11 protein-coding genes are annotated in these 14,583 nt (G+C 40.4%); 1 reads left to right on the top strand and 10 read right to left on the bottom strand.

Translation table 11 applies throughout. The annotated features are described in order from the left end of the window. Positions 1–291: 291 nt before the first annotated feature. The 10 genes from R6U02_RS03500 to R6U02_RS03455 form a co-directional block, all read right to left on the bottom strand. A complete protein-coding gene (locus R6U02_RS03500) occupies positions 292–501 on the bottom strand; it encodes a heavy-metal-associated domain-containing protein (RefSeq protein WP_410262251.1) in 210 nt (69 codons plus the stop codon). Between the two features lie 21 nt (positions 502–522). Continuing rightward, positions 523–3,009 carry a heavy metal translocating P-type ATPase gene (locus tag R6U02_RS03495; RefSeq protein WP_410262252.1) on the bottom strand — a complete coding sequence of 829 codons (2,487 nt, stop codon included), beginning with the start codon at positions 3,007–3,009 and terminating at the stop codon, positions 523–525. Then, a complete protein-coding gene (locus R6U02_RS03490) occupies positions 2,984–3,451 on the bottom strand; it encodes a CopY/TcrY family copper transport repressor (RefSeq protein ID WP_410262250.1) in 468 nt (155 codons plus the stop codon). The genes R6U02_RS03495 and R6U02_RS03490 overlap by 26 nt, the downstream gene beginning before the upstream one ends. A 528-nt stretch (positions 3,452–3,979) precedes the next feature. Then, entirely contained in the window at positions 3,980–4,693 is a 714-nt protein-coding gene (locus R6U02_RS03485) for an aspartate/glutamate racemase family protein (protein ID WP_410262249.1), read from the bottom strand. A 65-nt stretch (positions 4,694–4,758) separates the two neighbouring features. Beyond that, positions 4,759–6,195: a UDP-N-acetylmuramoyl-L-alanyl-D-glutamate--2,6-diaminopimelate ligase gene (locus R6U02_RS03480; RefSeq protein WP_410262248.1), complete on the bottom strand. Its 1,437-nt coding sequence runs from the start codon at positions 6,193–6,195 to the stop codon at positions 4,759–4,761. A gap of 77 nt (positions 6,196–6,272) precedes the next feature. Further along, entirely contained in the window at positions 6,273–7,475 is a 1,203-nt protein-coding gene (locus R6U02_RS03475) for a M15 family metallopeptidase (RefSeq protein WP_410262247.1), read from the bottom strand. Between the two features lie 81 nt (positions 7,476–7,556). Further along, complete coding sequence (locus tag R6U02_RS03470; protein ID WP_410262246.1) at positions 7,557–8,279, bottom strand: TraX family protein; 723 nt, start codon at positions 8,277–8,279, stop codon at positions 7,557–7,559. A gap of 31 nt (positions 8,280–8,310) precedes the next feature. After that, on the bottom strand, positions 8,311–9,876 hold the full coding sequence (locus R6U02_RS03465; RefSeq protein ID WP_410262245.1) for a Mur ligase family protein: 1,566 nt from the start codon (positions 9,874–9,876) through the stop codon (positions 8,311–8,313). A 57-nt stretch (positions 9,877–9,933) separates the two neighbouring features. Next, on the bottom strand, positions 9,934–11,124 hold the full coding sequence (locus R6U02_RS03460) for a carboxylate--amine ligase (protein ID WP_410262244.1): 1,191 nt from the start codon (positions 11,122–11,124) through the stop codon (positions 9,934–9,936). 8 nt (positions 11,125–11,132) lie between these two features. Further along, positions 11,133–12,503, bottom strand: a complete 1,371-nt coding sequence (locus tag R6U02_RS03455; RefSeq protein ID WP_410262243.1) for a M20 family metallopeptidase — start codon at positions 12,501–12,503, stop codon at positions 11,133–11,135. A gap of 419 nt (positions 12,504–12,922) precedes the next feature. Here R6U02_RS03455 and R6U02_RS03450 point away from each other — a divergent pair, with 419 nt between their 5' ends. After that, positions 12,923–14,329, top strand: a complete 1,407-nt coding sequence (locus R6U02_RS03450; protein ID WP_410262242.1) for an MATE family efflux transporter — start codon at positions 12,923–12,925, stop codon at positions 14,327–14,329. The last annotated feature ends 254 nt before the right edge of the window (positions 14,330–14,583 follow it).

The raw sequence follows: 14,583 nt of genomic DNA, 5'->3' as shown, positions 1-14,583 counted from the left end.
AACTCAAACGTATCGTATTCTGTGTCTGGATTCTTATGGAAATGAAACATGGCCATTTGTTTTATAGGAGATAATTCAAATCTGAACGGAACGAATGCTTTACCTTTATTCATCTACTCACCTTCTTTCACATATCGTAAACTTATCGCTATTCTTTTTATTAGTTGATTTTATGATACACTATTTCCTTCTTTCTGTAAGCCATTTTGTTTCAACGAGAGATGAATTAAAATAAGAAAAAACACTTTGCTCTAAAATTTCTTAGAGCAAAGTGTTTTTCAATTATCGGAGTCACTTGAATGACTCTACCGTATAGCTTGTATCTGCAAGGGCATCTTCCAGTTGTTGTTTAGTTAACTCTTTTGATGCTGCGAGTGTCGCTTCTTTTTCGACTAAATCAACATCGACCTGTGAGACGCCTTCAATGTTTGAGAATGCTGCTTTAACAGAGTTGGCACAACCGTTACAGCTCATACCCTCAACTTTTACATGATAATTCATATTTTATCTCTCCTTCGTTTTTTATTGTTCGCTGACTGTTTCAGCTAGTGTGGGTTTGAAATTTTTTAAACGCAGCGCATTGAGTAAAACGGAAACCGAGCTTAAACTCATGGCTGCTGCAGCAAATGCCGGATTGAGTAGCGGGCCCCCAAGTAGATACAGGCCACCCATGGCGATAGGAATCCCGACGATATTATAAGCAAATGCCCAGAATAAATTTTGTTTGATATTTTTCAATGTATCTTTACTCAATTCTATCGCTGTCAGCACTTCCTTGATATCACTACGCATCAAGACGACATCTGCTGATTCTACCGCAACATCCGTCCCTGAACCTATGGCAATACCAACATCGGCTTGAGCAAGAGCGGGTGCATCGTTGATACCGTCACCGACCATCGCTACTTTTTTGCCTTCTTTCTGCAATTTCTTGACCTCGTTTGCTTTATCTTCTGGTAATACATCACTCAATACGCGATCAATGCCTGCTTGTTTTGCGACGGCATTAGCGGTCCGTGTGTTGTCACCTGTGATCATCGCGATTTCGATGCCTTGTTTGTGTAGAGCTTTAATAGTTTCGACACTGTTTTCTTTCAGCGTATCCGCTACCGCAATGATTCCTTCAACCGTCTCATCAACAGCAAGATACATCGGTGTTTTACCTTCATCCGCCAACTGATTGGCCGTGTCTTCGAGCTCATTGATGGCCAAGCGCTTTTCCGTCATCAACTTCTTGTTCCCGAAATAAAGGGTATGTTCATTTATTTTTGCAAGGAGTCCCTGACCAGGAATAGCTTCAAAGTGTGACACGCCTGTTAGCTCAAGCTGATCATTCTCGGCTTGTTTAACGATTGCTTCCCCAAGAGGGTGTTCGCTCCCTTTTTCTGCAGAAGCGGCGAGTTGAAGCAAGGCCTCTTTTGAAAATGATGAATTTTTGCGAACAATCAAGTCTGTAACGACCGGTTTGCCTTCTGTCAATGTTCCGGTTTTATCAAAGACGATCGTGTCCACATTGTGCATGGTTTCCAATGCATCCCCACTTTTAATTAAGACGCCGTGTTCTGCACCCTTACCTGTCCCGACCATAATGGCCGTCGGCGTTGCGAGTCCCAAAGCACATGGACAGGCGATAACCAGGACGGAAATTAAAATGGTGAGTGCAAAGATGAAGCTCTGGCCGGCTATGAGCCAGACCAAACCGGAAATGAGAGCCAGTCCCATCACGATGGGCACGAAATAACCCGTAATCACGTCGGCTAATTTGGCAATCGGCGCTTTTGATCCCTGCGCTTCTTCAACAAGCTGGATGATCTGAGAGAGCGTGGTATCTTTACCCACTTTAGTCGCACGGTAATCGATCGATCCGTTTTTATTCATGCTTGCCCCAATAATGGTGTCGCCTATTTCTTTAGCCACCGGCATGCTTTCACCCGTCAGCATGGATTCATCCACTGCCGATCGACCATTGACGATGATGCCATCCACCGGCATTTTTTCACCGGGACGTACCCGTATGATATCTCCCGGTGATACTTTTTCAATGGCCATTTCTTCTTCATCACCATTATGCACCACTCGGGCCGTTTTTGGTGCCAAGTCCATCAATTTCTGAATCGCTTCAGACATGCGTCCTTTTGAACGTTCTTCCAGATATTTTCCTAACGTATGAAAAGCTAAAATAACCGCACTTGTTTCATAATACAGCATCATCGCCAACTCAGCATTCATGAATATGATCGCAAACGTCGCGACTAAACTATAAACGAATGCGGCAGCCGTTCCCAGGGAGATCAAGGAATTCATATTAGGATGACCTTTAGATAATGTTTTAAATCCCTGTTCAAAGTAAGACTTGCCGGACCACATGACGGGGAGTGTCAACGCCAACTGTAACAAGGCATAGTTCGTCGGATTTTGCATGTGATCAATTACAGACGGTAACACCAGCCCAACCATAGGACCCATAGAAACGATCATCAACGGAACCGTAAAGACTGCGGAAAGGATCGCCCGCTGCTTGTACATCTCTTCTTTAGACATCTTTTCCGTTTCAGCCGGACCGGAAATCTCCACCTGGTCTTCCTCTTTTGGAATGGCTTTGTACCCCGTATTAGAGATGGCATCTGAGATATCTCTTACTGATAATTCAAGCGGATTGTACGTGACAGACATTTTTTCAGAAGCTAGGTTAACCGAGGCCTTTTCCATACCATTCAGTTTAACCGCCGTTTTCTCCACTGTTGAGGAACAAGAGGCACACGTCATCCCTTCTACATCAAATGTTTTCGTCACGTATTGCGGCATAACAATGGTATATCCCGTTCCATCTATTTGTTTTTCCAGCTCTTTCGGATCAAACGTACTCGCTTCAACCTTGATGTTCAGCTTTTCTGAAGCAAGGTTGACGGATGCTTCAAGCACACCGTTTAAATTTTTCGCCGTTTTTTCTACCGTTGAAGCACAGGACGCACAGGTCATCCCTTCAATCGGATACGATTTCGTCTCCATCATTTTTTCCTCCTTGATGCACACATGAACATTGTCCAGGTGTGCACCCACATTTCACTTTTTCTGGTGCATTAACTTTTTTCTCTTGAATCAATGCTTCCAGACGTTCCAAGTCACTCATACTTACCGTGCTTTTTTCTAAAATGGTCTCAATGGTTTGTCCCACTTTTGTCGTACACATCTGATTAAGCAGATCATCTATTGCCTCATCAATACTTTCTTTTTCCGAAACAACAGGGCTATATTCGTACTTTCGACCTTTTTGCTCCGTTGAGAGCATGCCCTTCTTCACCAAGCGTCCGATCAGGGTCTTGGTTGTCGCTAGTTTCCACTCTTTTTTCGCTTTCAAACTATCGTTGATTTCTTTACTTGTAATGGGATGGGTCGTCCAAACGACACGCATCACTTCCCATTCTGAGGGCGATATTTGATTTTCATGCATGGGTGGACCTCCTTTAGTTTACAGTTGTAAACAGATAACTTCTTCCACAGTTTACAACTGTAAACTAAAAAAGTCAACAAAAAAACTATTGATTCTTAAAAATCATAAGAATCAATAGCTGAAATGGTTATTTGCATTATTCATACCTTGCTGTGTCATCATATTATCTGTACATACTTTTTCAATTTAAAAAGCCCCTCTGTTAATCACTATCCATCTTAGTTTCATCTATGTTTTTAGTGATAAGCTTCTTAAATGTATTCATTTGAGTTTGTGGATCGGAAAATCACTATAAAACTTACAGTAAAACACACCTTTAACACCCTTTTCATGTGCTAGTGGTTATACTTGGTGAAATCTTCTAATGTTATTTTTCCTGACAGTGATACTTCCGAATCTTGCAGCACTATGGCTTCTTCTTTAATGCCTTTATTTCAACTACCTATGTATCAATCATTTACATTTTTACCGGTTTACGATACATAGACGAATGCAGCATTTGCATTCATCGTCTTCTTATTATTCCACTTACCCTATTTTTTCAGATCTCGTTAAATCTCGCGCGGCGACACGCATGGGATCGATAAAAGGGACCGACAAGTCCGTTGCGTTTAAGACCAATTCTACTTCCGTACATCCGCCAATGATCAATTCGCACCCTTCTTCTTTGATCAACCGTTCAGCCACTTCCATTAAAAGCGCTTTGGGGTGCTGGCCGGTGTTGCCTTGTTTGATTCCATTCTTACCGTAAATAGCCTGCATAACCTTATGTTCCTGTTCAAAATCATTTGGGTATACAACCTCTTTATTATGCAGATGCGTCTCAAATAAGCGTGTGTTTTTGGTTGCTGTGGTAGATAAAACACCGATTTTTTGTACACCGGAGCATTCTTCGTCTATATACTTGTTTAACCCTTTTAACACATGATGAAGAGGTATGTCTACTTCTTTTTGAATATCCTCATAAAAGTAGTGAGCGGTGATGCATGGCATGACAGCGACTGTCGCTCCAGCCAACTTCAAGTTGTTTGCTGTTTTTATCATTTCTGAAACAGGGGACGGACCATCATATAAAATAGCTTGTGTCCGATCAGGGATTTTAGGATTGCTATCAATGATCGTTCGGAAATGATCCTGATCTTTTGTCACTTTCGTTTCTTTAATGACTTTCATGTAAAAACTGGCGGTCGCTTCGGGCCCCATACCGCCTAAAACACCGATAACTTTCTCCTCGTTACTCATACTAGTCCTCCCGTTTAAGATTGATAAAGCACTTTTTCACTGTATATTCATGCCTGCCTTACGCTCTATTTCTTTAAAAACAGAAATGTAGCTTTGTCTGATTTTGATGATAATTCAAAATCTTGCTGATAAGATTCGTGCCCTTTTCCAGTAACAACAATGAGCGTTGGTTCTGTAGCGTTTTTCATGGTGTCTGAGATAGCTATCGTTCGATCTAGAATAATACTTACTCGTCTAGATAGATCGTTATTGACCAATTTCTGATACTCTGCTTCCATCGTATCCGTACTGATGCCATTTAAATCGTCTAACGTTAAAATGGTCTCATCACTGTATTGAGCAGAAACTTGAATCATCTTTTCTCTTTTAGTGCTGTCTCTATTTCCCCTAAACCCAAAGATATGCACCAACCGATAATTGGGATACAATTCTTTGATTGTAGGCAATAAACCTTTCAAGGCTTCTGCAGTGTGTGCATAATCGATCACACCTTTCACGGTTTCAGAGAGCGTATCTACCTCAAAGCGACCAGGTATCGTCTCTAAATCTTTCATTAGTTGAGAAATATTGGTTAGATCCTGATTCAGATCTTGCAAAACCGTCAGAGCCATTGATAGATTAGAAAGATTATATTTACCGGGTAGAGGCAATTCGACCGAATAGGATGTGTCTCCAATAGCACACGACCCTTGCATCGATCCTTCCAAGTGATACCGTGTATCTTGATCCTTTTCCCCTACTGTTAAAACAGTCAGACCTTCTTCTACCAATAGCCGTGAAAGTTTTTTCCCCCATTCGTCATCTTCATTGACTATAGCTTTACCTGAATCTTTCAGTAAAGAAAACAGCTTCTTTTTAGCAAGAAAATACTCTTCAATAGTATTGTGATAGTCTAGATGATCGTGCTGCAAATTGGTGAACAGTGCATAGTCAAAAGACATGCCTTCCATGCGATGTTGCTCCAACCCCTGAGAGGATACTTCAATTACCACGGCCTGGTCGTTAGACTCAGCTAATGCCTTTTGTATGGTTGATGCGCTCGGCGTTGTTAAGGAGCTTGTTGTCCGTACACCATTCATTTCATTGAACACAGTACCAAAAAACGACACGGTATATCCTTTTTTCCTCAAGAGATGCGTTAAGAATAATCCGGTTGTTGTTTTCCCATTGGTTCCAGTAACCCCAATGATTAATTTATCTTTGGTTGGATACTTGTAATAGCTCGCTGCCAATTGCCCGAGTGATTTTCTTGTGTTCTCATGTTTAATATAAGGAGTATCGTTTAATTCAATGTCTTGTTGACCAATGATCACGCTTGCTCCTTTTTCGATTGCCTGAGAGATATACTGATGACCATCGTTTTTGAAACCCTTGATTGCGACAAACACAGATCCTTTTTCAACCTCAGATGATTGATCTGTCACACCTTTTATTTCAGTCGTTTCGGGTGCAGCGTCGCCATGTAATCCCGGTATATTTTCAATTAATTTTTTCCAATTCACAGTTATAATCTCCTTAACATATTCCTCAAACATTTATAAGCAATTGTTCATCAAATTCAAGTTGGGTCATTTTCTTTCTATTCTTGTGTAAGGGTAATGTTTTTCCATAACGGTACACTGTTAAAAGTCTCCTTGATAAAATACTCGCCTGATCCGGCTTCAGTATCTAAGTCTTCGAGCGCATCGACATCATTAAAATGCCACCATTCGGAAGCTAAGGGATTGAAGCCGGCTTCAACCATGTATCCCTGCAGTTTAAGTGACGGTTCAGTCATGTTAGAATTAACAGTCAATTCTCTCCAACCTTCGCGATCCGCGGAAGCGATGGGACGATCGAAAATAGCAGACTCCAGACTCATTTCATGAAGAGGTGTGTGCATAGTGTATTCCGTATAACTCTCCACTCTAAATGTGTTAAAGTCCCCGATCGTTTGGTCTGTGATTTCTTCTACCTTGGCTAAACTGAGATCAATAGCTGCCCCTCTTTGATGATTGGATACTTTCATATTTATAAACCATGTCATACTCCAAGGTTTGTCATTGATCCCTTTTTTTACCTCTTCGTTTTCTTCAGCCAATCGCGCCAGTGAGTCGTTGACCAGCAGCTGCAGTTCTCTCGGTCTAAAGGTTTCATATATCACCAGACTGTCTCCATTTTGCAGAGCTAATTGTTGAGCATGAAACACTTTTTTTGCCGTTCGATAAAGTAGGGGCATGATGAATTCTTCTTTTTGCAGACGCTCATTGAACCCGATCATCGGATTCAGTGGTTCACCCGTCAATTCTGGAATATCTACATGAGAGGATTGAAAAAGTGAATCGTAACTATTTGTATGATCATAAATAATGGATGGCACAACATCCGGTAAATTGATAAAAGCGAACCGATGCTCGATCCAGCCTTCAAAAGAAGCGGATTGGACAAGCCAATATTTCCCCGCTTCTCCTCTTATTTCAAAAGGTGTGCCGGGACTCAATTCTCGAAGTATTTCCGCATCGGCTGCGGGCTCTTCATACAAGGTTTGTTTGACTGAAGCATAGCCTGCTGCACCTACTATAGGCAGCTCAAATTCTCCATCGACATTCCACATTGGAAGTTCTGGCTTTTTCTGGCTATTCTCGTTCGCATCCGGCTCATCTTGACTGTCCTGTTCAGTTGACGGTCTCTCCGTTGTTTCTTTATTATCGGATTGTTGTAAATAGGTGATCAAACCTAAAATAACGATTGAAAAACCCAGTATGACAATTAAACCTTTTAACAACGATTTATTTTTATTCAAAATTAAAGCTCCTTTTTTCTGTTCAGCCTGTTACACCTTTTTTCTGCTTATACTTTTACACAGTATAAGACCTTAACGTCTTCAGGTCAAAAACATCTGCAGCAGGTACAAGAAAATTAAATGTAGAGGATAGAACCAGTAAAATGCCCATTTTGTAAACCACGTTCTTTTACCTGGCTTTCTGTTGTACAAATAAAGAATGGGTAATACCATCAAACTGCCGAAGCGGTACGTTACAAAACTGCCGTATTCTTGTAGGCCGGGTATAATGTAGAACAGTAAAGTAATCAATACAAACCCCGTCATTTTCCAATTAAGCTTGTCTCTAAATAAACCGAAATTCAAAACCCACAGTACACCAATATAGTTCCAGTTAGCCGGCACTGCAAGAATTAAACTGGCCATAACTATGGCTACTTTCCATGTGTCAGATAATTTCTCGTTTGTCGCTGCAGTTAAAGCAATCAGCCCCATCAATAAGGACCAGAAGACGCTCGTTGCCTGAAAAAACCCCAAATCGAAATACATGACGTAAGGAATATGAGAAATCAGTGCGAATATGAATATGCGTGTAGCATAAGCTTTCTTATCCGAAGTGTAATGATGCCCTTCGGCAACAAGATAGGCAATAAGAGGAGCCGCCAAACGGCCAAATAAGTGTAAGCCCCATCTTCCTGCCGAACCGTCTTCTGTGATCACTCGCGAAAAATGGTCGATAAACATGGACGAAACGGCTATTATTTTGATTACATTTGCATTCAAACCGACATTTTTTATTTTTGCAATAGAGAATGGATGTTCCATCTTTTCACCCCAACGCTGTGATTCAGCAAGTTTAGTTATTTCTTAAAAATGATTCGTCAATACCGGCTACTCGCTCTTCAAGCGGAGCTAAAACGTCTTGTACTTTCAAGTCCGGTCGTTTTTCAGCTAATTGTTTCAATATATATTTCGCACCAAAATCCATACCTTGTGCACCACCAATTAAAATAACATCTCCGGTTTCTACTTGATCGAGGCTAGATTCCAAAGCATCCGGCATTTCTTTATGCAGTTCAATCTCTACGCCGACCTTGTCCATTTCTTCTTTAAATGCCTTCAGCTCTTCAGCTAAGACATTATCTTTTTTTACAACATGAGATTCACTTAAAGAGACAATAACTTTCTTGATGCCAAGCTCCGGCACCCATTTGGCCAGCATCTGCGCGTTCTCTCTATTGGTCGTTACCCCACGATTACCTCTAATCGCGTAGACAATGTGTAATTTTTTATAATCCATTTTTGTCAACGTTTCTAAGGTTACATCGATATTTCCGGCATTAGCAAAATGATCGTCTACTATCTTAAAATCATTTTCATAAATAAATTGGAAACGACGCTCGACTCCTTTAAAGCTTTCGATGCCCGATTGTATTGTTTCAACAGACACGCCACTAATTAACCCAATCGTGATAGCCGCCATTGCGTTATAGACTGAATGATAACCCGCTACCGACAAATTGATTTTAAACGATGTATTTTCAACGGTTTCACCTTTGATTGTTTTAAACGGCTTGTTTATTTCTACAGTGAAATTACCTCGTCCGGTTGATAAATCAATATCTTTACACGAAAGATGACCTGAATCGTTTTCAATGCCATAGGTAACTACTGAAGCTGCAGTCTCTTTAGCTAGTGAAGCAGAATAGTCATCATCCAGATTCAGCACTGCGAACTGATCTGCTCTTGCTTCGCGTATTAAACTTGCTTTAGCATTGTAGTATTCTTCAAACGAGCCATGCAGATCAATGTGTTCGCGACTGATATTATTTAAAGCCACAATATCAAAAGAGACACTCCCCACTCGACTCAAATCCAGTGCGGAAGAAGACACTTCCATCGTGACATGAGAAATTTTTTCATCACGCATTTTAGTGAAATACCTGTGTAAATCCAAAGATTCGGGAGTGGTCAAAATACTTGGTACCAGCGTACCGCCATATTTAACCATCACGGTACCGATAAGTCCCGTTTTCCAGTTATTTTCTTCTAGAATTGCATTTGTCATAAATGATGTTGATGTTTTACCGTTAGTTGCAGTAATACCTATAATAGTAATGCTTCGTGAAGGATGATCATAATAGGTATCACTCAAAGCAGCTAAGGCTTTCCGACTATCAGCAACTAAGTATTGAGGTACTGCAATATCCGGAAGGATGTTTTCAACAATTAAAGCAACTGCTCCATTATTTACCGCTTCTTGAGCATACTTATGCCCATCTGTTTGATACCCCTTAATACATACGAATAGTGAATTCTCCTGAGCATCACTAGAATGATAGACTATCGTGCTGATTTCAACATCTTTTGAATCCTTTGATTCTAATACTGTAATTGCTTGGAGTAGCTCAAATAATTGCATAGTTCAATTCTCCCTTTTATAAATTCATTAATAGATGCGAATTTCCATTTTGATTTGTTATTTTTTTATGACCTTGTTTTTCACTTTGTTCAATAAATTCCCTACATAATACATTCCCGGTTTAGGATCGTTTGCTGACCAAATCGAACCCACTCTTTTTTCTGTATACGTTTTTAGAATCGATTTCCATGACAATTGTCCAGATTTCACGTAGGCTAATGAAGCGTGTAAATCTTCATACATATAATGGAAAGCTAAATTAGTCGACACTTTCAAACTGTCATGGCCGATTTCTTGCCCTGTTAATTCTTTATAAGCCAGGAGTGGCATATTGAATCCTAATTCTGCTAACATTTGGTTGAAATTAGTGGTACGTACATTGATTTCAATCAGATAATATTCACCAGTTAGTTCATCTTTTTTAAATTCGATTTCAGCAAACCCTTTATATCCGATGGCCTCTAGGAAAGGTGCTCCGATTTCGTGTAGTTCTGGCACGTATTTCTGTTTAATATAAACAGATGCACCGAAATTAATGGGGTACTGACGTTCTTTCTGTGCAGTGACCCAGTGAGTTATTTTCGCTTCTTGATTTAAATAGGCATCAAAGGTGTACATGTGATCATCGAAGCCTTGAATCAGTTGTTGCACAACTACCTCTATGTTAGCATCTTCAGCTTTTTGCAATCCTTCTTCCAGTTCTTGACGATCTGTTACTTTAAACAATTTTTTACGGAATGTCGATACGAATCTCGACGAGTCTGCGGGTTTAATGATGCAGGGATAACCCAATTCTTCTTCTACTTTTTCAACGACACCAGCAGCTCTTGCTTGAACGGTTTGAGGAACACGCACGTTATGCAGTTGTGCTAAAACATGCAGCTTATCTTTATCGATCAAATCGCTCCAGAATCCTTGTTCGGTTTGATTGATCAAAAAATATTCTTTCAATTCAAGTAAATACTTATCGATAAATTCGACATATTGATCAGCGGAGGGATACAATACGGGTTTGTAGTCCTGATTCTTTGCATAAGCGATGAGGAAATCCTTCAGCTTATCCGCCTCTTTAGAATAGTGTGGTCCAATTAATTTCTCAGTCACATACTTAGACTGACGGGCGTATGCTCCTTCTTCCTTATAATCCAGAACGGCTACAGGGATTCCTGATCTTCCTAAGCATCTTGTGATACTCAAACCGATGTAATAATTATTTCCAAGTACGACTGCTTTGTGTTTCGTTTCCATTAATTAATTCACTCTCCATTACTTTGCTGATCCTCTGTGCAACACAAACGGTAAATGGTCTCAGCATAGATATCCATGGCTTGATAAAACTCATCTAATTTGATTCCTTCATTTTCCTGGTGGGCTAAACTTTTACTTGAAGGGAAATGTGCTCCAAAAGCAACCATATTAGGCATTGCCCGCGCATAGGTTGCCCCTCCTGAAGTTAACGGCTCACTTTCCAAGTCTCCTGTTTTATCTCTGTATATCGCTAGTAACGACTGCACCAGTTCACTATCTTTTGGAACATACAGAGAATCAAGATAATCATGCTCTTGATAATCTAATCCGTATTCACTGCTTTTTTCTTTTAACACTTTGACAATTTCTTCTTTATCATACGTTACAGGAATCCGGATATCTAACATCACTTCCGACGTGTTCTCGTTTATTTCCAAAGTACCGACATTGATCGTCAGTTCACCTGAAACCTCATCTTTGACTTTACCAAAGAGCGTTTCTCCATTGGTCTCCATCCCAATCTTTTCAGAAATAAAAGAAATGACAGGATGAGTTTGGACCGCAACTAAACCTTTTGCTAAAAGTGAAATGGCATTTTTTCCTTCACCTGCAACACTGGCATGAACACTCTTTCCTTTTACAACGATAGACTCATCTTTTTGAATATATGGAATGTCCATGTTATCGAAAATCTGAGACAATTCAGTCATTCCAGCCCCTGCGTACTCGGCTCTATCGGGCACCACGTTAGGCGCACTCCCGCATTGAAGTTTCAGTTTATCAGAACCCGGTCCGATGAGTTTCAATTGTAGTAATCCTTTTTCAGCATAGGTTAACGGAAAAGTACCATCTGGGACGAAACCTAGATCTGGCAGTGCTTCATTTTTTACATAGTTATTCATACAACGCCATAATATTTCTTCATCTGTTCCGAAAATGAAGCGAATCTTCTTATTGAATGTTTCTTCAGCATCCACAACCGCCTTAAACGCATATAGCGCAGCAACCGTCGGACCTTTATCGTCTTGTGAACCGCGCCCGTAAAGCACGCCGTCACGTTCCGTCCCTTCGAAAGGATCCGATTCCCATTTTTCTCTATTTCCTTCAGGTACCACGTCTAAGTGGCAGAGAACACCGACAGTTTCTTCACCGTCTCCGTATTCTGCATAACCATAAAAACCTTCAGGATCATAGAACGTATCCATTCCCAATTCATCACAGACAGCGAGTGTTTCTTTTAAAGCCTGATCGATGGCTTTCCCAAAAGGTGGGAAAGCCAATTCGTCACCTTCATCCTTATTCACCGATGGGACAGCAATCAGTTTTTTCAGTGTGCGTAAGCTTTCATTTTTTATAGAATCATTAATAAAATTCTTCATTTAGAACACCCCTTTTTTCTACATTGATATAGAATTTTTTTGTGGTCTCGCTAATCACGTTACTAGATATAGTGAAAAAGTCAACTGTTTCAGCTCTTTTTTCACTATAAATCACCTTTCTTCCATTATACCTTATTATTGTTTTGCATTCTTTACGAATGGAATAAGTTTTTCTATCTCTTTTCACGGTTATCCGTTGGTTTGCCTTAAAATAATCCTCATGCCTTTTATTATCTCAAACAATATGGGGCGATACCCTCTTCCTTGATCCATTTCTAAAAGAGTGAAATTAAGTCTTGTTTTTAATTTCAATAAGGCTATAATTACTTGGTACTTATAAAATTCTAACTACTGACTTATTTTTTATCGGGTTATGACACATCGTCATAACATGTTCAGAAAACACGGGAGTGATCACATTGAAAAAAGATATGACTCAAGGAAGCCCCCTTAAACTTATTCTCAGTTTTACGATTCCTTTGTTAATCGGAAATTTGTTTCAACAACTTTATAATATGGCTGATGCCTATATCGTCAGTCAAACCATCGGCGTAACGGCATTCGCAGCTATCGGTTCAACCATGAGCATACAATTTTTAATTCTCGGTTTAGCTATCGGGATCACTGCCGGCTTGTCTGTCCTGACTGCCCAACGTTTCGGGCGCAATGATGAAAAAGCCTTACGCAAAAACTTAGCAACCGGCTTGATCATAAGTTTGACCATCGGTATAATCTTAACAGTTTTCACCACCACCTTTACTGAGGAAATATTAACGTTTATGAAGACCCCCGATGAGACCTACGATTATGCTTACGATTATTTAAACGTATTGTTTAGAGGTATCGGTGCTGTCATCCTCTTTAATTATTTAGCTAACCTGCTGCGAGCCATTGGCGACAGTAAAACGCCACTTTACTTTTTAATTGTTACTTCTATTTTAAATGTTGTACTGGATTATGTCTACATTCTCGTCTTTGATTTGGGCATTCGAGGAGCTGCTTTAGCCACCATTACTGCCCAGATCACTTCGAGTATCTTGACTCTGTGGTTCATTTGGAAAAAGGTCCCTCTACTGCGTATCCATAAAGAAGATTGGAAACTGGATAGAGCTGAATTCAAGGAACATTTGCGTATCGGATTACCCTATGGCTTTCAATATTCTATCATTGCGATTGGTTCTGTGGCGATCACCATGAGGCTTAATCTATTGGGCGCACCTGCCGTCGCTGCTTTCACTGCCGCTCAGAAGATCGATTCTGTAGCTGTGCTCCCGCTTCAATCCTTTGGTGTAACGATGTCGACTTTCGCAGCCCAAAACTATGGTGCAAGAAAATTGAACCGTGTATGGCATGGAGTCAATCAGGCGCTTAAAATGAGTATCGGTTACAGTTTAGTGATCGGTCTCATTCTTTTGATTTGGGGTAGACACTTTGCTACTTTATTTGTCGGAGCTGATGCATCAGCCGAGGTGCTTCAAATGATCCAGCATTATTTCCTGGCGAGTTCATCCTTATATGCTGTGCTGTCCGTATTATTTATTTACCGACACACGTTACAAGGTCTTGGCAACAGCTTTGCCCCAACCGTTGCTGGGATCGGAGAATTACTTGCCCGCATTTTAGCCGCATTCTTCTTGTCTGTACATTTAGGTTTTACAGGGATAGTCATAGCGAGCCCTCTAGCCTGGTTTGCAGCCCTCATCCCTCTCGTTCTGGCATATAGATCGACTAAACGTACTTTATCTGCTAAATTTCCCCTTCCTCTCGATTCGGAAGGAGAAGTCATCCTGGATGAATTTGTGCCTTCTTCCATAAAAATAAAATGACGAATAAATTACGAAAGAGGCTCATTTTATGCTTTGATACGTCCTTTGATTAGCCAAAAACAATCACTTAAACGATCTGGAAAATTAGCAAACGTCATGAAATAATTCAACTGTTCCCTAACTATCTCAGCGATAGTTAGGGATTTTTTATTAGGGTTTGATTAGGTGTTATGGTGCCCCATACACCTTGAGTGGTGCTAAGCTGGTTCATCTTCAGCATACTCACGGACTTTTCTGTCCCAGTGGTACTAAGC

The sequence above is a fragment of the Alkalibacterium sp. genome (assembly GCF_046484155.1).
Lineage (GTDB): Bacteria > Bacillota > Bacilli > Lactobacillales > Carnobacteriaceae_A > Alkalibacterium.
This window is presented reverse-complemented; position numbering and strand designations above follow the sequence as displayed.